Raw genomic sequence first — 21,404 nt, 5'->3', positions numbered from 1 at the left:
CCGCAGCCCGCTTACGCTTGGGAAATGGCGGCCATGCGATTATGTGCTGCACCGCAACGCGCCGAGCCGGAACCCATGCCCGATTCTTCTGCCACCTCCTCCAAGCTCCACTTCATCTGGGGCGGCGTCTTTACCGACGCGAGCTTCACCACGCTCGAGCCTGGAACGGAGGAGGCCTACGGCCCCTACCACGACGAGCGCACCGCGGATCGCATCTGGAACGAGAAGGCGCGGCGCAACATCGACATCGCCAACCACCGTCTCTTCGTGATCAGCGTGCCGCGGCCCGGCGGCAAGGCGGGCTGAGCGCGGGGAGGGGCGGCGCGCCGTCCCTCCCGCTTCTCTCCGGCGGAGCCTAGCCCCGCGGCGGCACGGCCTCGCCGGGTAGGGCAGGGGCGGGCGCCGCACGGGGACGGACCGGCCGCGGCTGGACGGCGGGCGGCACCGGCGGCTGGACGTCGATGGCCGTCGGCACGCCCTCCGGCAGGGGGGTGGCACCGGGGCCCGTGGGGCTCGCCGGCAGAGCCGCCTCGGCGCGGTCGAGCGCCTGCAGGGCCGAGCGCGTGTCGCCCTGGCCGGCCAGGCGGCGGGCGGCCGCGAGCTGGCTGAGCGCTGCGCTGCTCTGCGGGACATTCGCCTGGCTCGCGAGCACCGAGTTGGTCAGCAGGCGCGACTCGGCGCGCTCCAGCGCCTCCACGGCCATGCCTGCGCGGCGGCGGACAAGGGCCGCGCGCGCCTCGGCCATCAGGCCGCGGGCGGTCTGAACATCGAGGGTATCGGCCGTGGCGGCGTTGCGGTCCTGCGCGGGGATGTAGGGCACGGCCGCGGGATTGCCCCGCGCGCGCTGCATCTCGCGCACTGCCGGATCAGGCGCGTTCGACGAGGGGCCGGACTGCGCGAGAGCGGGCCCCGCCAACGCGAGGGCCGCGAGAGCGATGGCGAGGGTGCCGGTCGGGCGGTTCATGAGGTTGCCTTCTACCTGTGGAGGATGGGGGGTGCGCCGTGCCGCCGCGCCGGCACGGCACCGGGCGGCGGGCCCGCGGATCGCGCCGCGGGAGGCCTTCGGGAGCGCGGGGCGCATCTGCCCCGCGCGGCATCAGGCTCCGACCAGCGCCTTCAGGTCGGCCTGGGGCCTCGCCCCGAAATGCGAGATCGCCTCGCTGGCCGCCACGCTGCCCCAGCGGCCGCATTCCGCCAAGGGCAGGGCCCGCGCATGGGCCGCGAGGAAGCCGGCGGCATAGGCGTCGCCGGCGCCGGTGGTGTCGATCACCGTGGTGGGTGCCACTGGCACCTCGATCACGCCCCCGCCACCGATGATCCGGCTGCCCTTCTCGCTGCGCGTAAGGGCGACGAGCTTGCCCGTGGCCGCGAAGGCGCGCGTCGCCTCCTCCACGTCGTTCACCCCGAAGAGCGAGAGCGCCTCGGCCTCGTTGGCGAAGACGATGTCGCAGTCGCGCGTGATGAGGTCGAGGAAGGCGCTGCGGTGCCGCTCGACGCAGAAGGCGTCCGACAAGGTGAGGGCCACGCGGCGCCCGGCCCCGTGGGCGATGGCGGCCGCGCGGCGGAAGGCCGCCTGGGCGGCCGGCGGGTCGAAGAGGTAGCCCTCGAGGTATGTCACGGCGGCGGATTCGACCGCGGCCTTGTCCACATCCTCCTCCCCGAAGGCCACGCAGGCGCCGAGATAGGTGTTCATCGTCCGCTGCCCGTCGGGCGTGACGAGAATGATGCAGCGCGCCGTCGGGTCGCCGCCCTTCAGCGGCGCGTTGGGAAAGTGGATGCCCAGCGCCTTTAGGTCCTCGGCGAAGGTACGGCCGGGCTCGTCGTCCGCCACCTTGCCGAGATAGCCGACCTTCGCGCCGAGCGCGGCTGCCACCGCACAGGTATTTGCCGCCGAGCCGCCGCCCGTCTGCACGCTGGCCGTGAGGGAGGCGTGGATCGCCTCGGCGCGCTGCGTGTCGATCAGCGCCATGCTGCCCTTGGCCATGCCCCATTCGGCCAGCGTCGCCTCGGTGGCGGAGGCGACCACGTCCACGATGGCATTGCCGATGCCGAGGATGTCGAGGGCCGCCGCTGCCGGGCCGGGTTGCGCCATGCTGGTCTTCCTTCGCTCTCTGCCCGTCGCTCGCCGAGTGGGGCCCGGGCCGGCGCCCGTGGCGTGCCGGTTTCCGGCGCCGCCATAGCACGCGCGGCCATATCCGGCAGGCCCCCCTCGGAGGACCGCCTGGGCAGGATTTCAGTGCGAGAGAGGAATGGCCGTGAAGCAAGCGCTTTTCTCCCGTTCCTGAACGCCCGGGGGACGTCCACCGCAATAATCCGCGCCCTCCCGCCATCCTCCCGTTGTGCCCGATCTCCCGCCCGTGATAGCCGGGGGGCGCAGGTGCGGGGCCGGGGGTTCCCACCGTGCCGGGTCCTCTGTCCGCGCTGCTCCGCGGCTTGCAACCTTCTTGCACGCCGGAACTGCCGGGCGGTCCGCCGAGTCAGACCAGATCGCCTGCCTGCAGGGGAATTGCCATGTCCGTCTTCCGCCGCCGCCCCGCCGATCAGGGGCCGTCCGAACCCACCACCGTTCCGGTCTCCCGTGATCCGGACCTGGCGATGCCCCCCTTCCGTCCCACTCAGGGCCAAGCGCCCAAGGACCCTCTCATGAGCCTGCCGCCCAAGCCCACCATGCCCCAGGCGCCGACCGCGCCCGGCGTGACCATGCCGCCCCGCCCCGCCTCGCGCCCGGCGAGCGCCGAGCGCCGCACTCTCGTCGTCGGCAAGGGCATCTCCCTCCAGGGTACGGTGGCGGATGCCGAGCGGCTCGTGGTGGACGGCACGGTCGAGAGCCAGATGATCCAGGCGACCGAGCTCCAGATCACCAATTCCGGCGTGTTCAAGGGTGCCGTGCAGGTGGAGGACGCGGAGATCGCCGGCGTGTTCGACGGCACCATCACCGCCCGAGGCAGCCTCACCATCCGCGCCACCGGCCGCGTGCTCGGCACTGCCCGCACCCGCCGCCTCTCGGTCGAGGAGGGCGGGCAGCTCTCGGGCAGCATGGAGATGCTGACGGACGCCCAGGCCGCCGCGCCGCCGCAGGCCCTCGCCTCCGCCCAGTCGAACCAAGCTCCGCAATACGCGGAGCCCGACATGGCGCCGCCGCGCTACTGAGCGGCGGCCCCATTACGGGGCACCCCCATTCCGGCGGGCGCGCGGGATTCCTTCGCGCGCCCGCCTCCTTGCCGCATCTCCGCCAGGCCAGAACGGCCATGCCACCGGCCATCCCCACCCCCTCCGCCCACATCCCTGGCCGCCGCGCCGCCCCTGCTGGGCTGGCCGCCGCGGCCCTGCTGCTGATGCTCGGCGGATGCACCCCCGCGCCGGACCGCACCGCCAGCCGCGTGCTGGAGGAGGTGCTGGAGAGCCATCGCGCCAGCATGGCCGCGCTCGACGGCGCGCCAGCCGCGACCAAACCCCTGCCCAACGCCACCGGCACACCCCGCCGTGGCACCCCCGGCAGCGTCGCTGCCCTGATCGGCCAGTCGCGCGAGGGGGTGATCTCAGTCCTCGGCCAGCCCACCCGCCGCCGACCGGAAGGCAATGCCGAAATCTGGCTCTATCAGGGGTCGAACTGCGCGCTCGACGTCGTGCTCTATCGCGACAGCAACACCCCCCGCGTGGCCTGGGCCGCCGCCCGTGCGGCCGGCGCCCAGCGGCAGACGGAGGCCGGGTGCCTCTCGGAACTTCAGGCGGGGTGAGGGCGGCTCACGGAGAGGGTGCTGCCCTCTCCGTGAGCCGCCCGCCAAAGGCCTGAAGCCCCTGGACCCCCATCCCGCTGCCGCGGAACCTTCCTAAGCATGCGCACCGGCCGCCCGGCATCTCCAACAGATAGAAAAGATGAGAGGGGGCCTAGGGGAGAGAATTCTTTCTCTCCCCGGAGTCGCTTGCTCCGCCCGATCAGTTCCTCGCCGGCGCTCGCAGCCCCAGCCGACTGAGGCTGACGACAGCCCCGACCGCCGCGAACCCCGCGCCCGCCAGCAGGAGGGGCATGGTGGCGGCGTCGCCCAGGAGGCTGAAGCCGAGGGCGACGACGGCCGCGCCGAGGGTGGTGCCCAGCAGTCGGGCCTGGGCCATCATGCCGTTGGCCGCGCCCGCGCGGTTCATGGGCCCGGCGGTCAGGATGACGCGGTTGTTGGGGGTCTGGAAGAAGCCGAAGCCGATGCCGCAGAGCACCATGCGCCAGACGATGTTCAGGTCGGAGGGCGCGTCCGGCAGGAGGGCCAGCGCGAGCAGCCCGGCGGCGAGGCAGCCCATGCCGATGCTGCTGAGGATGCCCGCGGGGTAGCGGTCGGAGAGGTATCCCGAGAGCGGCGCGACCACCACGATCACGAGCGGCCAGGGCGTGATCAGCAGGCCGGTCCGCACCGCGTCGTAGCCGAGCCCGTGCTGGAGGAAGAAGGGCAGCGAGACATAGGCGACGGTCTGCGCCGCGTAGGAGAGGATGGAGGTCACGAAGGAGAGCGAGAAGAGCGGAAGCCGCAGCAGGTCGAGCGGCACCAGCGGATGCGGGCGGTTGCGTTGCTGGAGGAGCAGCCCCGCCATCAGCGCCAGCCCCGCCGCCGTCGCGGCGAGGCCGAGGGCCATGGAGGTGCCGATGGCGTCCACGCCGAGCACGATCAGCACGATCGAGGCCGCGTTCAGCAGCGCGCCGGGGGCGTCGAAGCGCCGGTGCTGGGTGCGGCTGGCGGGCAGGAAGGCGAGCGCGACGGCCAGCGCGAGCACCCCGATCGGCAGGTTCACGGCGAAGAGCCAGCGCCAGTTCGCGACGGTCAGGATTCCGGCCGCGACGCTCGGCCCGAGCGCGGTGGAGATCGCGACCGTGAGCCCGAAGAGGGCAATGCCTCGGCCGATGAGCCGCCTGGGGAAGATCGCCTGCATGAGCACCCCGCCGACGACCGAGGAGCAGGCGCCGCCGAGCCCCTGCATCACGCGCGCGGCCACCAGCCAGCCGAGATCGGGCGCCAGCGCGCAGCCGAGGGAGGCGATGGTGAAGATGAGCGTGCCCCAGAGGTAGAGCCGCCTGGCCCCGATCCGCTCTCCCAGGCTCGCGAGGGGCAGCAAGGCGATGGCGGTGGCGAGCTGGTAGCCGTTCACCACCCAGACCGAGGCCGCGGGCGTGCCGCCGAGGTCGTTCGCGATGGTCGGCAGGGCAACGTTGGCGATGGAGGTGTCGAGCGTGCCGAGGAAGGTGCCCAGCAGCACGCCGAGCACCGCCCAGAGCCGCCGCGGCATGGGCAGGCCGCCGCCGGAGGGCTCGGAGGACGGAGCGGTTTTGCCGGCGTCGCTCACGGCCGCTTTACCCCGCCGCCAGCGCGTCCCGCGCCGTCAGCCGCCCGTCGTAGAGGGCGCGGCCGATGATGACGCCGGCGATGGTGCCGGTGGCGCGCAGCGCCGCGAGGTCGGCCGGCCCGGCCACGCCTCCGCTGGCGATCACGGGGGTGGTCAGGCGCCCGGCGAGGGCCGCCGTGGCTTCCACGTTCACGCCGCCGAGCATGCCGTCCCGGTCGATGTCCGTGTGGATGATGGCGGCCGCCCCCGCGTCCTCGAGCATGAGGGCGAGGTCGAGCGCCGTCAGCGTGCCCGTTTCCGCCCAGCCCTCGGTGGCCACGCGGCCGTCGCGCGCGTCGATGCCGATGGCCACGCGCCCAGGATGGGCGCGGCAGGCGGCGCGGGCGAAGTCCGGGTCCTTGGCGGCGGCGGAGCCGAGGATGACGCGGGCGATGCCGGCCGAGAGCCAGGCCTCCACCGTCGCCATGTCGCGGATGCCGCCGCCGAGCTGCACCGGGCGCGTGGTGGCGCCGAGGATGGCGCGCACCGCTTCCGCATTGGCGGGGCGGCCGGCGAAGGCGCCGTCGAGGTCCACCACGTGCAGCCAGGGGAAGCCCGCCTCGTCGAAGGCGCGGGCCTGGGTGGCGGGGTCGCCGTAGACCGTCGCCTGCGCCATGTCGCCGCGCTTCAGGCGAACGACCTGCCCGCCCTTGAGGTCGATGGCGGGATAGGGGGTGAAGCTCATCGTGGGGATCGGCCTAAGGGTTCGGGCGTCAGCGTTCGGGGGGGAAGAGCGCGTCCTTGGGGCGGCCGCGCACCGGCTCCAGCGCCTTGTAGTAGTAATGGCCCGCGATCGTACGGCCCTCGATGCGGGCATAGGCGGGATGGGTGCCCCAGCGGGTGTAGCCGAGGCCCTCGAAGAGAGAGATCGCGGTCCTCTGCGTCTCGCGCACGTCGAGGTTCAGCACGCGGTGGCCAGTGGCGGCGGCGTGCTCCTCCACGCGCGCGACCATCAGCCGCGCGAGGCCGTGGCCGCGGGCATAGGGGGCGATATAGGCGTGGGTAAGCTGGGCGGACCAGGCCTGGGCCTCGTTGTGCCGGGGCGGGCGGACGAGCTGGGCGGAGCCGACGGGGTGGCCGTCCAGCCGCGCAACGAAGAGCACGCGCTCGGGCACCAGCAGCACGCCCTTGAAGTGGCGGGTCAGCGCCTCGCGGCCCTGGGCAGCCACCCAGCCGAAGCCGCCGCCCTCGATGATGGCGGCGTCGGTCGCCTCGCAGAGATCGGCGAGGTCGGGCTCGGATAGCGCGTCCACGCGCTCCACCAGAAGGGTATGGGTCGCCTGGGTCATGGATTCCAGCGGAGGAAGTTCCGCAGGATCCGGAGCCCGACAGGCCCCGACTTCTCCGCGTGGAACTGGGTGCCTGCGAGGTTGTCGCGCCCGATCACGGCCGCGACCTCCCCGCCATAGGCGGTGCTGGCGAGCAGCTCGTCGCGCTTGCCGCCCCGCAAGGCGTAGGAATGGACGAAGTAGGCATGCGCCCCCCTTTCCAACCCGGCGAGCAGGGGATGGGCCGCATGGGTGTCGAGCGCGTTCCAGCCCATCTGCGGCAGGGGGAGCGGCGTGCCTCCCTCGTCTCGCGGATCCATCGGCGCGATCTCGCCGGCGATCCAGCCGAGGCCGGGGGTGACGCCGTGCTCCAGCCCGCGCTCGGCCATGAGCTGCATGCCCACGCAGATGCCGAGGAAGGGCCGGCCGCGGTCGATCGCTGATTCCCGCAGCGCCTCCGTGACGCCGGGCAGGGCATCGAGGCCGCGCGCGCAGGCGGCGAAGGCGCCCTGGCCGGGCAGCACGACGCGATCCGCCGCGCGCACCTCCTCGGCCGTGGTGGTGACGGTGAGGTCGAGAGGGATGCCCTCCTCCCGCGCCGCGCGCTCAAAGGCGCGGCGGACGGAGGCGAGATTGCCCGAGCCGGGATCGATGACTGCGACCTTCATGCCATCACCCCGCGCGCGAGGGCGGGGCGGGCGGAAACCAGCCGCAGCAGCGCCTCCTCCTCGTCGCGCCCGGCGACCACGCCTTCGGTCGTGAAGCCGCGGCGGGCGAGGGTCCAGCGCTGGATGTCGCGCGCGTGCAGGCCGAGCAGGATCTGCAGCGCCAGGGCCGCCGGGTTCTCCCAGGGGGCCGGGAGGGCGGCAATGGCGGCGGCCAGCAGCAGGTAGCCGAGCAGCCCCAGCCAGAGCGCGTGCCAGAGCAGCCAGAGCGGGCCGAAGAGGAAGGCGGGGAAGGAGAAGCCCTCCCGTACCAGCCGCGTCGCGGGCCTGGCGCCGGTTCTGGCGTGGACGGTGAAGAGCCGCATCACGCCTCCAGCATGCCCTTGGTGGAGGGGATGGTGCCCTCTGCGCGCGGATCGGCCTCGACCGCCATGCGGAGCGCCCGCGCGAAGGCCTTGAACAGGCCCTCGGCGATGTGGTGCGCGTTGGTGCCGGCGCGCTGCGTCAGGTGGACGGTCATGGCGGAGTTCATGGCAAGCGCCCGGAAGAACTCCTCGAAGAGCTCAGTATCCATCTCGCCGACCTTGTCGCGAGGGAAGCTCGCGGACCACGCCAGGAAGGGGCGGCCGGAGATGTCGATGGCGCATTCGGCCAGCGCCTCATCCATCGGCACCAGGGCCTGGCCGTAGCGGCGGATACCGCGCTTGTCGGCCAGCGCCTTGCGGATCGCCTGACCCAGGACGATGCCGACATCCTCGGTGGTGTGGTGGAAGTCGATGTGCAGGTCGCCCTCCGCCCGCACCGCGAGGTCGATCATGGAATGGCGCGCGAGGGCGGTCAGCATGTGGTCGAGGAAGCCGATGCCCGTCGCGATCTCGGCGCGCCCGGTGCCGTCCAGGTCCAGCTTGAGGTGGATCCGGGTCTCGGAGGTCTCGCGGGCGATCTCGGCGCGGCGGGGGAAGGCGTCCATGGCGGCTCTTTAGACCCGTGAGGGGATGGCGGCCAGCGGGCGGGGCGGCCGCAGGTCCTCAACGCCGGCGGAGGATGTAGTTGATCGTCAGGTCGATCTCCGCGCTGTCCTCCCGGGTGCTGGCGGGGAAGGGCGGGACGGAGCGGCCGCGCAGCAGGGCCTGGGCCCCGGCATCGAGCCAGATCGAGCCGGAGCGGCCGATGAGTTGCAGGCCGGAGACGCGGCCGGTGCGATCCACCGTGAAGCGCACGACCGCCGTGCCGTCCTCGCCCGCCTCGGCCGCCTGGCGCGGGTAGTAGCCGTGCTCGCGCAGCCAGGCCATGAAGGCGGAGCGCCAGTCGGCGCCGAGATTGGCGCCGCGGATGCGCAGCTGTGCGTTGGGCGCATCGGCATTGGCCGTGAGGTTGGGCGCCGCGGCCTCCCGGTCTCGCCGGAGCCCGGCGCCGCCGGGCGCGGAGGGGGCCGAGGGCCGGCTAAGGGTGATGGGCGGACCCTGGCTGAGATCGAGCGCCCCGGCGAAGGGCGAGTTGGCGGGGGGCGAGGACCGCGGTCGCGCAGGCTGCGGCTGGGCCACCTGCGGCGGCCGGGGTGCGGGCACGGGGCTGGGCCGCGCTTGCGCGGGCTCGGGCGGCGCGCTCGGCGGCTCGGGCGCAGGGGGCGGCGGCAGGGGAAGTGCGGCCACCTCCGATTCACGCGGTGTCTCCGCCGGCGGCGGGGGCGGCGGCACGCTGAACTCGGACGGCGCGGGCTGCGAAGCAAGTGGTGGGAGGGGCAGCGCCCGGGCGACAGGTGGTTCGGCCAGGGGCGGCGCAGGCGGCGGCGGGGCCGCCGGGCCCTGGGCGAGGGGCGGCGGCACCGGGGGCGCGGCACTCGGGGGCGCCGGCAGGGAAGGTGCGGCGGGAGGCAGGAAGCTGGGCGGTGCGAAGGGCGCCGGCAGGGGCGGGGCCTCCGCCACGCGCGGCATCGGCGGGGCGGCGGGCGCCTCGGCCGGCGGCGCTGGCTCCGCGACCTGTGGCATGGGTGGGGCCGCCGGGGGCGAGGGTGGCGCGGGCAGTGCGCCGGGCGTGGGTGGTTCGAGCGGCGCGGGCGGGCCTTCGGAGGGTGGGGCCGGCACGTCCTCGGGCGCGCCTCCCTCGAAGACGACGTCCACGGCGGAGGGCGAGGTGGCCTCGGGCATCTTCCGGGGCGGCAGGCCGAAGAGCAGCCACCAACCGGCGGCCAGGTGCAGCAGCAGCGACAGCGCGAGCGCCGGCCCGCGCCAGCCGCGCCGCATCGCTGCGCGGCGGACGGATCGCCGCGGCCGCCCGAGCGGTGCCCCCAACGGCGCGCCCCTTGGCGCCCCCTGGGGTCGCAGCCCTCCCGCGGAAAGCCCCGCGGCACTCATCCCCTGCCCGAACTCAAGGCCACCCCGGCACCACCGATCCCGTCCTGACCCACCACATAGGTCGCCCGCGCCGGGGACGGAACCGGCCCGATTGCAACAGCGCGATCCCGTCGCCACATGGGCGCCTTCACATGGCAACCATCATGAATAACTCACCCACCACCGCACACGATCCCCTCGGCTGGCACGGCACGACCATCCTCTGCGTTCGCAAGGACGGCCGCGTGGCCATGGCCGGCGACGGCCAGGTCTCCATGGGCCAGACGGTCGTCAAGAACAATGCCCGCAAGGTCCGGCGCATCGCCGGCGGGCGGGTCATCACCGGCTTCGCGGGTGCCACCGCCGATGCCTTCACCCTGCTGGAGCGCCTGGAGGCGAAGCTGGAGCGCTTCCCGGACCAGCTCGAGCGCGCGGCCGTGGAACTGGCGAAGGACTGGCGCACCGAGCGCAGCCTGCGCCGCCTCGAGGCGCTGCTCGCGGTGGCCGACAAGGACCGTTCCCTCCTCATCACCGGCCAGGGCGACGTGATGGAGCCCGAGGACGGCGTCATCGGCATCGGCTCCGGCGGCAACTACGCGCTCGCCGCCGCCCGCGCCCTGATGACGGTGGACGGCATCTCCGCCGAGGAGATCGCCCGCCGCGCCATGACCATCGCCGCTGATATCTGCGTCTATACCAACGGGCGCTTCGTGGTGGAGACTCTCTGAATATGCCCCTGGACAGCACAGCCGTGAACGAAGCCGTCAACCTCTCCCCGCGCGAGATCGTCTCGGAGCTGGACCGCTACATCGTCGGCCAGCACGACGCCAAGCGCGCCGTCGCCATCGCGCTCCGCAACCGTTGGCGCCGGCAGCAGCTCGCGCCGGGCCTGCGCGAGGAGGTGGTGCCGAAGAACATCCTCATGATTGGCCCGACCGGCTGCGGCAAGACCGAGATCGCCCGCCGCCTGGCGCGGCTCGCGAACGCGCCCTTCCTCAAGGTCGAGGCCACGAAGTTCACCGAGGTCGGCTATGTCGGCCGCGACGTGGACAGCATCGTGCGCGACCTCGTGGAGGCGAGCATCACCCAGCTGCGCGAGAGCGGCCGCGCCGAGGTGCAGGCCAAGGCCGAGCTGAACGCCGAGGAGCGGCTCGTCACCGCCCTCGTCGGTGAGCAGGCGAATGGCGAGACGCGGATGAAGTTCCGCCGCATGCTCCGCGAGGGATCGCTGGAGACGAAGGAGGTCGAGGTGCAGGTGGCCGAGCAGGCCACGCCGATCGGCGCCATGGACATCCCGGGCATGCCACCCGGCGCCGGGAACATCCAGGAGATGATGGGCAAGATGTTCGGCGGCCGCTCCCGCGCCCGCAAGATGACAGTTGCCGAGGCCCGCAGCGCCCTTCAGCGCGACGAGGCCGACAAGCTCCTCGACCAGGAGGCGCTGACCCGCAACGCCGTTGCCCACGCCGAGCAGAACGGCATCGTCTTCATCGACGAGATCGACAAGGTCTGCGCGCGGACCAGCGAAGGCGGCTTCCGCGGCGGCGATGTTTCACGTGAAGGCGTGCAGCGCGACCTGCTGCCGCTGATCGAGGGCACGACCGTCAATACGAAGCACGGCCCGGTGAAGACGGACCACATCCTCTTCATCGCGAGCGGCGCTTTCCACCTCGCCAAGCCCTCCGACCTGCTGCCGGAGCTCCAGGGCCGCCTGCCGATCCGGGTGGAGCTGAAGGGGCTGACGCGCGACGACTTCCGCCGCATCCTGACGGAGCCCGAGCACGCGCTGACCACGCAGTACACCGCGCTGCTGGGCACCGAGGGCGTCACCCTCGACTTCGGCCCGGACGCGATCGACGCCGTCGCCGAGATGGCCGCCGACATCAACGACCGCGTCGAGAACATCGGCGCGCGCCGGCTGGCGACGGTGCTGGAGCGCCTGCTGGAGGAGGTGTCCTTCACCGCCTCCGACCGGCGCGGCGACACGGTGCGCGTGGACGCGGCGATGGTGCGGGACAAGGTGGGCGCGCTGGCCTCCAGCACCGACCTGTCGCGCTTCATCCTCTGACCCCGCGCTGGGGGAGGCCCCTGCCTCCCCCAGACGGCTACGCCATGCCCGGACGGATCGCCGCGCTTCTTGCCCTCCTCGGCCTGCTCGCCTGCGCCGCGCCGGCCGACCCCTGGCCGGACCGGAGCGGGCATGAGCGGTTCGACCGGTACTATTTCCACCGCGGCTTTGGGGTTCGGCCTTCCGGCGATCTCTGGGAATAGGTGGCGCTGGCGGCTCCGGAGAGGGCGCTGCCCTCTCCGGACCTCTCCCGCCAGGAGCCTGAGGCTCCTGGACCTGCATCGGGCTTTCGCAGAACCTTCCTTCACGTGCCGTCGCCTCGGGTCCAGGACCCGAGGCGCACCGACCGCCAAGCATTTCAAGCAGATAGAAAAAGATGAGTGGGGGTCTGGGGGAGAGAATTCATTCTCTCCCCCGGAGTCACAAGCGCCGGCCCTACTCCGCCACCATCACCGGCCGCTCCTCCGGCATATCCGGCCCCATGCCGTGGCGGTGCAGCCAGGACAGGGTGTGATAGACCGCCTTGAAGGACAGGATCGGCAGGATCGCGCGCGGGTCGCCGAAGCGGCCGCCGGCGAGGTTGCCGGCGAGCATGTTGATGATGCCGTCCCGCATCCAGAGCGTGTTGCGCGGGGCCATGAAGAGGCTGCGCATGACCGGGTCGTTGATGCGGTAGATGAGCCAGCCGATGCGGTCCATCGCCTGGGCGAGTTCCCTGTTGGTGGCGCGGCAGGCGGCCTCGCCGCGGACGGGGTCGTCAAGCCAGGTGTCGGCGGCCTTCGCGCCGAGTTCGCCGGCGGTCATGGCCATGAGCACGCCCGTCGAGAACATCGGGTCCACGAAGCCGAAGGCGTCGCCGATCATGAGGTAGCCTTCCCCCGAGCCGGAGGCGGCACGGTAGGAGTAGTTCGCGGTCGAGTAGATCTCGGAGGCGATCTCCGCGTGGCGGGTGCGGGCGGAGACGGTGGGGCTGGAGGCGATGCGGTCGAGGAACACGTCCTTCGCCGATCCCTTCCGCCCCTTCCAAGCGGACTGGTTGCCGACGAAGCCGATGCTCATCACGTCGCCGGGCAGGGGGATGAGCCAGAACCAGCCATCCTCGGCGAGGTGGATGGAGATGTAGCCGTCCAGTTCTCCTTCGCGCCGCTCGACGCCGCGGAAGTGGGCGTACATGGCGGCGGTGTTGTTGTACTTGTTCGACCGCTTGAGCTGCATCTTGCCGGCGAGGAAGGTGTCGCGGCCGGAGGCGTCGAGCACGAAGCGCGGGCGGAAGGCGAGGTCCACGCCCTCCTTCGTGCGGGCGGTGACCGTCGCGCGCTCCCCCTTCCCGCCGAAGGCGATGTCGGTGACACGCGTCTCCTCCAGCGTGGTCGCGCCGAGGCGGCTTGCGTTGGCGAAGAGGGCGGCGTCGAAGTCCGAGCGGCGCACCTGCCAGGAATGGGTGCGCGCCTTGTTCAGCGCGTGGGCGAACGGGAAGGCGCAGGAGCGGCCGGTGCGGTCCGAGACGAACTCGGCGCCCGGCTTGTGCACGCCCATCTCCCGCACCGCCTCGAGCATGCCAAGGCGTTCGAGGATGTCGAGGTTCCGGGGCAGCAGGCTCTCGCCGATATGGAAGCGGGGATGCGCCTCCTTCTCCACCAGCACGACGTCGCGGCCGGCCTTGGCGAGGAGGGCGGCGGCGGTGGAGCCGGCGGGGCCCCCGCCGACAATCAGCACATCGGGTGCGGCGCTCTGTTCCATGGCACGAGATTTCCAGCCGACCAGGCCGAGCGTCAAGCATCCGAGCCATCTCCTGGGGGCGCATCGCGCGGGGTGCCGGGCCGTGGCAGGCTAGCCCCATGCATCCCGCCTTCCGGCTGGGCGTCCGCGAGGCGCTCGGCGCCCAGGCCGTCGCCATGGCCGCCACCTTCATCGCCTTCGGCGCGGCGGTGCACGCGGCGGGCTTCGGCCTCGGCTGGGGCCTCTTCTCCTCCGGCGGGATCTACGGGATGGCGGGGCAGATGGTGCTGCTGACGGCCCGGCCCGGGGCCTCTGCGGCCGCTGTCGCGGGGTCGCTGATGGCCAATGCCCGCTTCCTGCCCATGGCAGCCTCCCTCGCGCCGCTCGTGCGCGGGCGGCTGGCGCCGCTCTGCGTGCCCTTCATCTCGATCACGCCCTGGGCCGCCGCCATGCGCCGCCTGCCCGACCTGCCCGCGCCCGACCGCCCCCGCTGGTTCATCGGCTTCGGGGTGACGGTCTGGACGGTGGGGCTTGTCACCACCGCGGTCGGCCACTCGATCGCGGGCTACCTCTCGCCGCCCGTGCTGCGGCTGCTGCTGATGCTGAACGTGCTCTACTTCGCGCTGCTGATCGCGGCGGGAGTGGCGCGCGGCGGGCCCTGGCGCGCCTCGCTTGCCGGTGCCGTCGTCGCGCCCTTCGCGCTGCTGCTGCCGGAGGGAGTGCCGCCGGCCTGGGGACTGCTGGGCGCTTCCCTGATCGGGGGCACCGCGGCCTTCCTCCTGCGGAAGCGGCCATGACCGAGGGCTGGGGACCGCTGCTCGTCGCGGCACTGGCCACGCTGCTTCTGCGCGCGACCGGCCTCGCCCTCGCGTGGCGGCTGCCGGCCACCCACCCCGCCATCGCCTGGGCCGCGGCGGTCAGCGAGGCCGCGCTCTCGGCCTGGGTGGTGCTGGCCCTCGTCTCGCCCGGGGCTTTTCCGGTCGCGGTACGCCTGGTCGGGGCGGGGGTGGCGCTGGGAACCTTCTTCCTGACGGGGCGGCGGCTGCTGCCGGGAATGGCGACGGGGCTGGCGGCGATCTGGGTGGCGGATTGGCTGCTGCGGTGAGGGGCGGCACTGGTGACTCCGGGGGAGAGAATGAATTCTCTCCCCCGGACCTTCACTCATCTTTTTCTCTCTGTTGGAGACACTGGAGTGGTCGGTGCGTCTCGGGTCGATGACCCGAGGCGACGGCGTGTTCAGGAAGGTTCCGCGACAGCCAGATGGGGGTCCAGGCGCCTCAGGCCCTTGGCGGGTGAGGTCCGGAGAGGGCAGCGCCCTTTCGGGAGCCGCCAACGCCATCAGTCCTCATCCCACCGCTCCGGCTGCTGGATCCGTGCCTCCATCCGCCGCCGGAGTGTCGAGATCTGACGCCGTAGGTCGTCGTTCTCCCGCTGGCTCTGGCGCAGCCGCGATTCGGCCGCGCGGAGCAGGTCGGGCGGCGGCGGGGGCGCGTGCGGCTCGGGCGTGGCCTTGGGCATCAGCACGTCCTGCCAGGTGAGGCCGAGGCGATGCATGAGCCGGTGCGCCGCGAGGGCAGCCGAGGCCCTTTCCCCGTCGTGCTCGGAGCCGAGCAGCGCCAGCACCCGCGCCAGCTTCGCCGCGTCGTTTGCCCGCATCCGCTGCCCCTTCCCCATCGAAAATGGTTCAGTCCCCGGCGCGGCGGGAGGTTGCCCGCGTGGTCGGGCGCGCGCGGGAAATCTACCCGGGCTCCCAGCCATGGGGCGCTATCTCGAAGCCCTCGAAGGTGAAGGCGGGGCTGACGGTGCAGGCGACGAGCGACCAGGCGCCGAGGCTCTCCGCCGCCTGCCACGCGCCGGCGGGCACGGTGGCGAAGAGGCCCTCGCCCGCGCCGAGGTCGGGGCCCAGCCGGTGGGGAATGGGCGCGCCGCTCTCCGAGATCTGGAGGAGGAGCGGCGCGCCGGCCTGCCAGTGCCAGCCCTCGGCCGCGTCCACACGGTGCCAATGGCTCCGCTCCCCGGCGGCGAGGAGGAAGAGTATGGCGGTGCCCACGCCGCGGCCGCCGCTCGGGGGCGTGTCGCGCCAGGTCTCGCGGTAGTGCCCGCCCTCCGGGTGCGGGAGCAGGCCGAGGGCCGCGATGACGGCGGCCGCTTCCAGCGAGGGGTTGCGGAGATCGATGCCGGGCGTCACGGGGGCGGCCTGCTGGCCGGCGCCGGCGGAAAGGCGCCGCCATCGGTCGGGCGCAGCGCCTCGAAGAGTTCCGTCACCTGGGCGTAGTCGCGGTAGCCGCAGCGGGCGATGGTGCCGGCCTCCACCATGTCGAAGCGGCCGTCGCGCAGGCAGCGCTCGTCGATATGCACGCCGACCACCTGCCCGATGGTGAGAAAGCCGCTGCTCGGCCGGCCCTGCTGGTCGTGCAACTCCAGCGCGTGGACCACGCGGCACTCCAGCGCGGCCGGGCTGGCCGCGACCCGCGGCGGGCGGACCATCCGGCTGGGCGCCGCCTCGATCCCCGCTGCCTCGAACTCGCTCACATCGGCCGGCTGGTTGCCGGAGGATGCGTTCATCGCCTCGAAGAGGTCGCGCGTGGCGAGGCTGAAGACGAATTCCCCGCTGGCGCGCGCGTTGGCGGCGGAGTGCTTCAGCCCCTCGCTGCCGAAGGCGACCATCGGCGGCGCGTTGTGGACGATGGCGAAGTAGCTGTAGGGCGCGAGGTTGGCGCGCCCCGCGGCATCGATGGTGGAGATCCAGCCGATCGGGCGCGGGGCGACGATGGCCTTGAAGGGGTCCCAGGGAAGGCCGTGGCCGTTCCGGGGCTCGTAGAACACGCCCTCAGCCCTTGAACACGTCCTTTCCCGCCCGTCGCTCGGCCAGTTCCTCCACGGTCGCTGCCCGCAGGAAGGGGTTGGTCGCGCGCTCCTGGTCGAGGGTCGTCGGCACGGTGGCGAGGCCGGCCTTGCGCAGCTCCCGCACCTCCGCCGCACGATCCTTCAACGCGGCGTTGTCCGGCTCCACGGTCAGGGCGAAGCGAGCGTTGCTCTCGGTGTACTCGTGGCCGCAGAGGACAAGCGTGTCGCCGGGCAGGGCGTCCAGCAGGCGCAGCGCGCGGTACATGTCGGCGGGCGTGCCCTCCAGCAGCCGGCCGCAGCCGAGGGAGAAGAGCGTATCCCCCGCCAGCACGGCGTGGGCGGCGGCAATGTAGAGGGCGACGTGACCGATGGTATGGCCGGGGCTGTCCAGCACCTCGATCTCGCCGCTGCCCAGCGGCACGCGGTCGCCGGGCTTCACGGCGAGGTCGAGCTTCGGCAGGCGATGGGCATCGGCCGAGGCGCCGAGCACCTTGGCGCCCGTCGCGCGCACCACCTCGGGCACGCCGTCGATGTGGTCGGGGTGGTGGTGGGTCAGCAGGATCCAGTCGAGCCGACCGGGCTCGGGCATCTCCTGCAGGGCCGCGAGGTTGGGGCGGGCCTCGCCGGGGTCGCAGAGGGCCACCAGCCCCGTGGCCTCGTCCCGCAGCAGCCAAGCATAGTTGTCCGAGAGATTGGGCACGGCCTTGATGGTCCAGCCTGTCGTCCCGCTCATCCGCTGTCTCCTGAGGTCCGGAACCTCTATATCCCCCTCATGGTCGCCGAGGTCCACTTCACCGCCTGGGGATTGCAGGGCTTCTACGAGGCCCCCCTGGGCGCCGTCACGCGCCGGATCCTGCGCGCGCGGCTCCGCCAGCTCTGGCCGGAGCTGACAGGGCGGGAGGTGCTGGGCATCGGCCATGCCGGGCCCTACCTGCGCCTCTGGCGGCGGGGGGCGGCGCGGCTGGTGGCCACTACCCCCGTGTCGCTCGCGGTCGGCAACGGCATGGCGCCCTGGCCGCCGGACGGCCCCTGCGCCGCCGCGCTGACGGAGGAGGACCGGCTGCCTTTCGCCGATGTCTCCTTCGACAACGTGCTCCTCGTGCACGGCCTGGAGGCCGCGGGGAACGGCCGCCGCCTGCTGCGCGAGGCCTGGCGGGTGCTGCGGCCGGAAGGGCGGCTGCTGGCTGTCGTGGCCAACCGCCGCTCGGTCTGGGCGCATCTCGAGCGCACCCCCTTCGGGCATGGGCAGCCCTATTCACCCGGGCAGCTCGCGCGGCTGCTGGAGCGCTCCATGTTCGAGGTGGAGCGGCGCGAGGCCGCGCTCTTCATCCCGCCCTTCGGCCTGCGCCCGCTGCTGCGCGGCGCCAAGCTGTGGGAGGCTGCGGGGCGCAACCTGCTGCCGCAGCTCGGCGGCGTGACGGTGATCGAGGCGCGCAAGTCCGTGCAGGGTCTGATCCCGGCGCTGGAGGCGCCGGCGCGGCCTCTGCGGCGGCCGGTGCGCGCCCACGCGGTGCGGCAGGGCTGGGCGGTGGCCGATGAAGCCGCCGCGCCGCCGGTGCGTTCCCCGATCCCGGCCGCGAGGGCGCGGAAGGCCTGAAGGGCCTCGCCGCCTTTCCGGGGCCGGAGGATAGAGGAAGTTCCCCCATGACACGTGCCCTCCTGACCGCCACCGCCCTGGCAGGGGCCCTCCTGGCCGGCTGCGGCCCCGCCCTGGCTCAGGATGCCACGACGCGCATGGTCCCCGCCGGCCCGCCCGTCCTCGTGCAGCCGATGGTGCCGCAAAGCGCGCTCCCGCCCGGCACGGCACCGCAGCCGCTGATGCCCGGCGCCACCATCATCCAGACCGATCCCGGCTCGCCCCGCGGCAACACGCGCACCGGCCAGCTTCGCTGCGACGTGGCGGGCGGCATCAGCTGGGTCTTCGGCTCCACCCGCTCCCTCACCTGCGAGTTCCGGCCCTCCAACGGGCCGGTCGAGCTCTACGCCGGCGAGATCCGCCGCTTCGGCGTGGATATCGGCTTCACCGGCCGCAGCACGATCGTCTGGACGGTGATCAGCACCGGCTCCGACATCGCGCCGGGCAGCCTGGCCGGGAATTACGGCGGCGCCTCCTCCAACATTGCGGCGGGCCTTGGCCTGGGCAGCGCGGCGCTGATCGGCGGCAGCGGTGACCAGGTGGCGCTCCAGCCGCTCTCGATCGAGAGCAGCACGGGCGTGAATCTCGCGGCCGGCATCGCCGAGCTGTCGCTGCGCCCGGCGGGGTAACGGTAACCGCGCCCTGGCCTCGCCGGTTCGGTTCCTGCCGGATCAGGGGCCGGGGTGCCCCGCCCGGTCGCTCAGCCCGGCAGGGGCGAGCTGTGGAACTGCAGGATGCGCCACTCGCTGCTACGGCGGGCGACGGCGATGCTGAGGCGTAGCGGCAGCACCTCCGTCACGCTGCCGGAACCCGGCCCCACCTCCCAGTGACCTGAGACCAGGGCGACGGAGTCCGATAGGGCGAGGACCCTCCCGGACCGCCAGGCCGCCCGCCGCTCTCCCGGCCCGCGCCGGCCGAGCGGCGCGAAATAGGCGCGCACCGCCTCCGGTTCCGTCGCGAGGTCGGGCATGGCCGTGCCCCAGACGAGGGCGTCCGGCCAGAACAGCGCAAGGATGGCCGCGGGATCGGCGGCCGTGAAGGCGGCGAGGAAGCGGTCGAGCGCCGCCCGCGCCGCTTCCTCCGCGCTCTCCAACGCTCCCCCTGGCACGCGGCCTATTCCGGCTTAATGTTCCGCTTCCGGATAAGCTCGCCCCACTTGGTCCGTTCCCCGGCGGCGTAGGGCGCGAACTGCTCCGGCGTGCCGCCTACGGGGTCGATGGCCAGCGGCTCCAGCCGTGCCTTGGTGGTGGCCGAGAGCATGATGCGCCGCGATTCCTCGGACAGCCGCTGGAGGATCGGCTGCGGCGTGCCCGCGGGTGCGAAAAGGCCGAAGTCGGTGCTCGCGCGGTAGCCGGGATAACCCAGCTCGGCGATGGTCGGGACATCCGGCGCTTGCGGGCTGCGCTCGGCGCCCGAATAGCCGAGGGCGAGCAGCGTGCGGTCGCGCAGGTAGGGGATGGCGGTCACGGAGTCGACGAAGGAGAGGGTGGTCTCCTTCGCGATCACCGCCTGCACCCCGGCCGCCCCGCTGCGGTAGGGCACGTGCAGCCACTGAACCCCCGCCATGTCCTGCAGCAGCTCGGGCCCGAGGTGGTTGGCCACCCCCGATCCGGCGGAGGCGAAGGTGATCGAGCCGGGCCGCGCGCGGGAGGCCTCGATGAGCGCCGCAAGCGTCTTGTGGGGCGAGTTCGGCTCGACGCAGAGGAACATCGCGTTCGTGGCCAGCAGGCCGATCGGCGCAAAGGCGTTGCTGTTGTCGTAGGGCAGGCGGTCGTACATGGCGGGCGCCATGGCGAAGGTGCCGTTCGGCACGACGCCGAGCGTGTAGCCGTCCGGCCGGGCGCGGGCGAGGAAGGCCATGCCGACCGTGCCGCTGCCGCCCGCGCGGTTGTCCACCACGAACTGCTGGCCGAGCGCGGTGGAGAGTTCCTGCGCGAGAAGGCGGGCGATGAAGTCCGTGGAGCCGCCGGGCGCGAAGGGCACCATCACGGAGACGGCGTGGTTCGGCCAGGCCGCGGCGTCCCGGCCCTGGGCCCATGCGACGCCCATGGGCAGCGAGGCAGCGCCGGCCAGCGCGGGCGCGGCCTGGAGCAGGCGGCGGCGGGTAGGGGTCATTCTCGTTTCCTCTGGCGATGGTCCGGCCCGCAGGGGGGGCCGGTTGACTCGTCTTCGCCGGGGAAGATGCCCTATCCAGGGAGATGGGGAAGGTCCGTTAGCGACGGACCAGCAAAGAAATGAGGGGCCGATGCCGGCTGGGGTGGTGTTGCGGGCAGCGTCCGCCTGGACCGGGACCGGCGCGCCGCCCGTCGAGGCGGCGGAGCTGCATGTGGAGGCCGGCCGCATCGCCTGGCTCGGCCGGCAGGGCGAGCGCCCCGTGCCCGAGGGGGCGCGCGTGGTCGATCTCGGCGCCCAATGGCTGCTGCCTGGCTTCGTGGACGCGCACCTGCACCTCTGGGGCCTGGATCTGTCCGAGCCCGCGGCGCTCTGGAACTGGCCACAGGCTTATCGCGCCGCGCGGGCGGTGGCCGATCTCGGCGCGCTGCTCGCGGGCGGCATCACCGCCGTGCGCTGCTGCGGCGGGCCGCTCGGCCCCTCCCTCGCCCGCGCGGTGAGGGAGGGCGTGGTGGCCGGCCCGCGGATCGTCGCGGCCGGGGAATTCATCTGCTCCCGCGCCGGCACCTGGGACCATGTCGCCTTCCCGCAGCGCTGGGCGGAGGAACTGGGGATGCTCGCGGACGGGCCGGAGGAGTGCCGCCGCCGCGTGCGCGAGCGCGTCCGCCAGGGGGCCGACTTCATCAAGATCGGCGGCTCCGTGGGCGAGCACGCCGACACGCTCCGCCCCTGGGGCGACGATCCCGGCCGGCTGCGCCTCTCCTACTCGGACGAGGAGGTTCGGGTCGTGGTCGAGGAGGCCCGGCGCAACGGCCTCCGCGTCGCGACCCACGCGATCGGCGAGGCGGCGGTGGCCCAGGCGGTGGCCGCCGGCGTGCACAGCGTGGAGCACGGCCACGGCGCCTCGGAGGAGACGGTGCGGCGGATGGCGGGGGAGGGGATCTGGCTCGTCCCGACCCTCGCCCTGCCGGCGCTGCGGGCGGAGCGCGCGCCGCCCGCGGTGGCCGCCCACTGGCAGCGGCACCGGGACGTGCAGCGGCGCTCCCTGGAACTGGCCATGCGGCACGGCGTGCGGATCGCGGCCGGCACCGACTTCGTCGGCCCGCCTTTCACGCCGCTGGGGCCGGATGCCTGCGAGATGGAGCTGCTGGTGGAGGCCGGCATGCCGCCGGAGCGGGCGCTGCTGGCGGGCACGGCGGAGGGCGCGGCGCTGCTGGGCCTCGCGGAGGTGACGGGCAGCCTCCTGCCCGGGCGGGCGGCCGATATCGTGGCGGTGCCCAGCGACCCCCGGCACGACATCGCGCTGGTGCGCCGGCCGGGTTTCGTCATGGCGGCGGGCGCAGTGGTCCTGGACCGGCGCCCGCCTGCCTGAGGCGCTGGCTCTTAGCG

At 73.3% G+C, this 21,404-nt stretch carries 27 protein-coding genes; 11 read left to right on the top strand and 16 right to left on the bottom strand.

Annotation, left to right across the window (positions count from 1 at the left end; translation table 11 throughout):
• The first annotated feature begins 75 nt into the window (after positions 1-75).
• Positions 76-306: a DUF4170 domain-containing protein gene (locus D9599_RS19925; protein WP_198383042.1), complete on the top strand. Its 231-nt coding sequence runs from the start codon at positions 76-78 to the stop codon at positions 304-306.
• A gap of 49 nt (positions 307-355) precedes the next feature.
• Here the strand turns inward: D9599_RS19925 and D9599_RS19920 are convergent, their stop codons facing one another.
• Positions 356-964, bottom strand: a complete 609-nt coding sequence (locus D9599_RS19920; protein ID WP_198383041.1) for a hypothetical protein — start codon at positions 962-964, stop codon at positions 356-358.
• A 132-nt stretch (positions 965-1,096) separates the two neighbouring features.
• Positions 1,097-2,092: an adenosine kinase gene (locus tag D9599_RS19915; protein WP_198383040.1), complete on the bottom strand. Its 996-nt coding sequence runs from the start codon at positions 2,090-2,092 to the stop codon at positions 1,097-1,099.
• A 551-nt stretch (positions 2,093-2,643) separates the two neighbouring features.
• Between D9599_RS19915 and D9599_RS19910 the strand changes: the two genes are divergently transcribed.
• Together D9599_RS19910 and D9599_RS19905 are read left to right on the top strand one after the other, a co-directional pair.
• Positions 2,644-3,150 carry a polymer-forming cytoskeletal protein gene (locus tag D9599_RS19910; protein WP_198383039.1) on the top strand — a complete coding sequence of 169 codons (507 nt, stop codon included), beginning with the start codon at positions 2,644-2,646 and terminating at the stop codon, positions 3,148-3,150.
• Positions 3,151-3,248: 98 nt separating this feature from the next.
• Complete coding sequence (locus tag D9599_RS19905; protein ID WP_232480704.1) at positions 3,249-3,737, top strand: hypothetical protein; 489 nt, start codon at positions 3,249-3,251, stop codon at positions 3,735-3,737.
• A gap of 199 nt (positions 3,738-3,936) precedes the next feature.
• Here D9599_RS19905 and D9599_RS19900 read toward each other — a convergent pair whose 3' ends face one another.
• From D9599_RS19900 to D9599_RS19870, 7 genes are read right to left on the bottom strand one after another with little or no spacing between them, the layout of a single operon-like run.
• Entirely contained in the window at positions 3,937-5,328 is a 1,392-nt protein-coding gene (locus tag D9599_RS19900) for an MFS transporter (protein WP_309228668.1), read from the bottom strand.
• A 7-nt stretch (positions 5,329-5,335) separates the two neighbouring features.
• Complete coding sequence (gene hisA, locus D9599_RS19895; protein ID WP_198383038.1) at positions 5,336-6,052, bottom strand: 1-(5-phosphoribosyl)-5-[(5-phosphoribosylamino)methylideneamino]imidazole-4-carboxamide isomerase; 717 nt, start codon at positions 6,050-6,052, stop codon at positions 5,336-5,338.
• 28 nt (positions 6,053-6,080) lie between these two features.
• The gene (locus D9599_RS19890; protein WP_198383037.1) at positions 6,081-6,656 is read right to left on the bottom strand and encodes a GNAT family N-acetyltransferase; all 576 of its coding nucleotides are present in this window, start codon (positions 6,654-6,656) and stop codon (positions 6,081-6,083) included.
• Complete coding sequence (hisH, locus tag D9599_RS19885) at positions 6,653-7,303, bottom strand: imidazole glycerol phosphate synthase subunit HisH (protein ID WP_198383036.1); 651 nt, start codon at positions 7,301-7,303, stop codon at positions 6,653-6,655. The genes D9599_RS19890 and hisH overlap by 4 nt, the downstream gene beginning before the upstream one ends.
• The gene (locus tag D9599_RS19880) at positions 7,300-7,665 is read right to left on the bottom strand and encodes a DUF2628 domain-containing protein (protein ID WP_198383035.1); all 366 of its coding nucleotides are present in this window, start codon (positions 7,663-7,665) and stop codon (positions 7,300-7,302) included. The genes hisH and D9599_RS19880 overlap by 4 nt, the downstream gene beginning before the upstream one ends.
• A complete protein-coding gene (gene hisB / locus D9599_RS19875; protein ID WP_198383034.1) occupies positions 7,665-8,270 on the bottom strand; it encodes an imidazoleglycerol-phosphate dehydratase HisB in 606 nt (201 codons plus the stop codon). Before hisB ends, D9599_RS19880 begins: the two co-directional genes overlap by 1 nt.
• Positions 8,271-8,328: 58 nt before the next feature.
• Positions 8,329-9,591 carry an energy transducer TonB gene (locus D9599_RS19870; RefSeq protein ID WP_198383033.1) on the bottom strand — a complete coding sequence of 421 codons (1,263 nt, stop codon included), beginning with the start codon at positions 9,589-9,591 and terminating at the stop codon, positions 8,329-8,331.
• A gap of 206 nt (positions 9,592-9,797) precedes the next feature.
• Here D9599_RS19870 and hslV point away from each other — a divergent pair, with 206 nt between their 5' ends.
• From hslV to D9599_RS19855, 3 genes are read left to right on the top strand one after another with little or no spacing between them, the layout of a single operon-like run.
• On the top strand, positions 9,798-10,361 hold the full coding sequence (gene hslV, locus D9599_RS19865) for an ATP-dependent protease subunit HslV (RefSeq protein WP_198383032.1): 564 nt from the start codon (positions 9,798-9,800) through the stop codon (positions 10,359-10,361).
• A 2-nt stretch (positions 10,362-10,363) separates the two neighbouring features.
• The gene (hslU, locus tag D9599_RS19860) at positions 10,364-11,701 is read left to right on the top strand and encodes an ATP-dependent protease ATPase subunit HslU (RefSeq protein ID WP_198383031.1); all 1,338 of its coding nucleotides are present in this window, start codon (positions 10,364-10,366) and stop codon (positions 11,699-11,701) included.
• Positions 11,702-11,745: 44 nt separating this feature from the next.
• A complete protein-coding gene (locus D9599_RS19855) occupies positions 11,746-11,904 on the top strand; it encodes a hypothetical protein (protein ID WP_198383030.1) in 159 nt (52 codons plus the stop codon).
• Positions 11,905-12,136: 232 nt separating this feature from the next.
• Here the strand turns inward: D9599_RS19855 and D9599_RS19850 are convergent, their stop codons facing one another.
• Positions 12,137-13,441, bottom strand: coding sequence for an NAD(P)/FAD-dependent oxidoreductase (locus D9599_RS19850; RefSeq protein WP_198383029.1), 1,305 nt, complete (start codon positions 13,439-13,441; stop codon positions 12,137-12,139).
• Positions 13,442-13,539: 98 nt separating this feature from the next.
• Here D9599_RS19850 and D9599_RS19845 point away from each other — a divergent pair, with 98 nt between their 5' ends.
• Entirely contained in the window at positions 13,540-14,217 is a 678-nt protein-coding gene (locus D9599_RS19845; RefSeq protein ID WP_198383028.1) for an AzlC family ABC transporter permease, read from the top strand.
• Positions 14,214-14,525 carry a hypothetical protein gene (locus D9599_RS19840; protein WP_198383027.1) on the top strand — a complete coding sequence of 104 codons (312 nt, stop codon included), beginning with the start codon at positions 14,214-14,216 and terminating at the stop codon, positions 14,523-14,525. Before D9599_RS19845 ends, D9599_RS19840 begins: the two co-directional genes overlap by 4 nt.
• A gap of 233 nt (positions 14,526-14,758) precedes the next feature.
• On the opposite strand, the gene D9599_RS19835 is transcribed toward D9599_RS19840, so the two are convergent.
• The 4 genes from D9599_RS19835 to gloB all read right to left on the bottom strand — a co-directional run bounded on the left by D9599_RS19835 (position 14,759) and on the right by gloB (position 17,000).
• On the bottom strand, positions 14,759-15,076 hold the full coding sequence (locus tag D9599_RS19835; protein ID WP_198383026.1) for a hypothetical protein: 318 nt from the start codon (positions 15,074-15,076) through the stop codon (positions 14,759-14,761).
• A gap of 82 nt (positions 15,077-15,158) precedes the next feature.
• Entirely contained in the window at positions 15,159-15,608 is a 450-nt protein-coding gene (locus D9599_RS19830) for a cupin domain-containing protein (RefSeq protein WP_309228667.1), read from the bottom strand.
• Complete coding sequence (locus D9599_RS19825) at positions 15,605-16,246, bottom strand: flavin reductase family protein (RefSeq protein ID WP_198383025.1); 642 nt, start codon at positions 16,244-16,246, stop codon at positions 15,605-15,607. The genes D9599_RS19830 and D9599_RS19825 overlap by 4 nt, the downstream gene beginning before the upstream one ends.
• 4 nt (positions 16,247-16,250) lie before the next feature.
• Positions 16,251-17,000 (bottom strand): hydroxyacylglutathione hydrolase, encoded by a 750-nt coding sequence (gene gloB / locus D9599_RS19820; protein ID WP_198383024.1) that lies wholly within the window; start codon positions 16,998-17,000, stop codon positions 16,251-16,253.
• A 39-nt stretch (positions 17,001-17,039) separates the two neighbouring features.
• Between gloB and D9599_RS19815 the strand changes: the two genes are divergently transcribed.
• Both D9599_RS19815 and D9599_RS19810 read left to right on the top strand, forming a co-directional pair.
• On the top strand, positions 17,040-17,864 hold the full coding sequence (locus D9599_RS19815; protein WP_198383023.1) for a class I SAM-dependent methyltransferase: 825 nt from the start codon (positions 17,040-17,042) through the stop codon (positions 17,862-17,864).
• Between the two features lie 47 nt (positions 17,865-17,911).
• The gene (locus tag D9599_RS19810; RefSeq protein ID WP_198383022.1) at positions 17,912-18,532 is read left to right on the top strand and encodes a DUF992 domain-containing protein; all 621 of its coding nucleotides are present in this window, start codon (positions 17,912-17,914) and stop codon (positions 18,530-18,532) included.
• 71 nt (positions 18,533-18,603) lie between these two features.
• Here D9599_RS19810 and D9599_RS19805 read toward each other — a convergent pair whose 3' ends face one another.
• Positions 18,604-19,011 carry a nuclear transport factor 2 family protein gene (locus D9599_RS19805; RefSeq protein ID WP_198383021.1) on the bottom strand — a complete coding sequence of 136 codons (408 nt, stop codon included), beginning with the start codon at positions 19,009-19,011 and terminating at the stop codon, positions 18,604-18,606.
• A 5-nt stretch (positions 19,012-19,016) separates the two neighbouring features.
• Positions 19,017-20,018: a tripartite tricarboxylate transporter substrate binding protein gene (locus D9599_RS19800; RefSeq protein ID WP_198383020.1), complete on the bottom strand. Its 1,002-nt coding sequence runs from the start codon at positions 20,016-20,018 to the stop codon at positions 19,017-19,019.
• A 130-nt stretch (positions 20,019-20,148) separates the two neighbouring features.
• Here D9599_RS19800 and D9599_RS19795 point away from each other — a divergent pair, with 130 nt between their 5' ends.
• Positions 20,149-21,387, top strand: coding sequence for an amidohydrolase family protein (locus D9599_RS19795; RefSeq protein WP_198383019.1), 1,239 nt, complete (start codon positions 20,149-20,151; stop codon positions 21,385-21,387).
• Positions 21,388-21,404 lie beyond the last annotated feature (17 nt).

It is taken from the genome of Roseomonas sp. KE2513, assembly GCF_016107305.1.
Lineage (GTDB): Bacteria > Pseudomonadota > Alphaproteobacteria > Acetobacterales > Acetobacteraceae > Roseomonas.
The sequence above is the reverse complement of the archived record's forward strand: the minus strand, read 5'-3'. Positions and strand labels throughout refer to the sequence as shown.

Excerpts from the sequence above, each read along its gene's own strand:
- D9599_RS19925 (WP_198383042.1), top strand. The coding sequence starts at position 76 with ATGCCCGATTCTTCTGCCACCTCCTCCAAGCTCCACTTCATCTGGGGC.
- D9599_RS19920 (WP_198383041.1), bottom strand. The coding sequence starts at position 964 with ATGAACCGCCCGACCGGCACCCTCGCCATCGCTCTCGCGGCCCTCGCG.
- D9599_RS19915 (WP_198383040.1), bottom strand. The coding sequence starts at position 2,092 with ATGGCGCAACCCGGCCCGGCAGCGGCGGCCCTCGACATCCTCGGCATC.
- D9599_RS19910 (WP_198383039.1), top strand. The coding sequence starts at position 2,644 with ATGAGCCTGCCGCCCAAGCCCACCATGCCCCAGGCGCCGACCGCGCCC.
- D9599_RS19905 (WP_232480704.1), top strand. The coding sequence starts at position 3,249 with ATGCCACCGGCCATCCCCACCCCCTCCGCCCACATCCCTGGCCGCCGC.
- hisA (WP_198383038.1), bottom strand. The coding sequence starts at position 6,052 with ATGAGCTTCACCCCCTATCCCGCCATCGACCTCAAGGGCGGGCAGGTC.
- D9599_RS19890 (WP_198383037.1), bottom strand. The coding sequence starts at position 6,656 with ATGACCCAGGCGACCCATACCCTTCTGGTGGAGCGCGTGGACGCGCTA.
- hisH (WP_198383036.1), bottom strand. The coding sequence starts at position 7,303 with ATGAAGGTCGCAGTCATCGATCCCGGCTCGGGCAATCTCGCCTCCGTC.
- D9599_RS19880 (WP_198383035.1), bottom strand. The coding sequence starts at position 7,665 with ATGCGGCTCTTCACCGTCCACGCCAGAACCGGCGCCAGGCCCGCGACG.
- hisB (WP_198383034.1), bottom strand. The coding sequence starts at position 8,270 with ATGGACGCCTTCCCCCGCCGCGCCGAGATCGCCCGCGAGACCTCCGAG.
- hslV (WP_198383032.1), top strand. The coding sequence starts at position 9,798 with ATGAATAACTCACCCACCACCGCACACGATCCCCTCGGCTGGCACGGC.
- hslU (WP_198383031.1), top strand. The coding sequence starts at position 10,364 with ATGCCCCTGGACAGCACAGCCGTGAACGAAGCCGTCAACCTCTCCCCG.
- D9599_RS19855 (WP_198383030.1), top strand. The coding sequence starts at position 11,746 with ATGCCCGGACGGATCGCCGCGCTTCTTGCCCTCCTCGGCCTGCTCGCC.
- D9599_RS19850 (WP_198383029.1), bottom strand. The coding sequence starts at position 13,441 with ATGGAACAGAGCGCCGCACCCGATGTGCTGATTGTCGGCGGGGGCCCC.
- D9599_RS19845 (WP_198383028.1), top strand. The coding sequence starts at position 13,540 with ATGCATCCCGCCTTCCGGCTGGGCGTCCGCGAGGCGCTCGGCGCCCAG.
- D9599_RS19840 (WP_198383027.1), top strand. The coding sequence starts at position 14,214 with ATGACCGAGGGCTGGGGACCGCTGCTCGTCGCGGCACTGGCCACGCTG.
- D9599_RS19835 (WP_198383026.1), bottom strand. The coding sequence starts at position 15,076 with ATGCGGGCAAACGACGCGGCGAAGCTGGCGCGGGTGCTGGCGCTGCTC.
- gloB (WP_198383024.1), bottom strand. The coding sequence starts at position 17,000 with ATGAGCGGGACGACAGGCTGGACCATCAAGGCCGTGCCCAATCTCTCG.
- D9599_RS19815 (WP_198383023.1), top strand. The coding sequence starts at position 17,040 with ATGGTCGCCGAGGTCCACTTCACCGCCTGGGGATTGCAGGGCTTCTAC.
- D9599_RS19810 (WP_198383022.1), top strand. The coding sequence starts at position 17,912 with ATGACACGTGCCCTCCTGACCGCCACCGCCCTGGCAGGGGCCCTCCTG.
- D9599_RS19800 (WP_198383020.1), bottom strand. The coding sequence starts at position 20,018 with ATGACCCCTACCCGCCGCCGCCTGCTCCAGGCCGCGCCCGCGCTGGCC.
- D9599_RS19795 (WP_198383019.1), top strand. The coding sequence starts at position 20,149 with ATGCCGGCTGGGGTGGTGTTGCGGGCAGCGTCCGCCTGGACCGGGACC.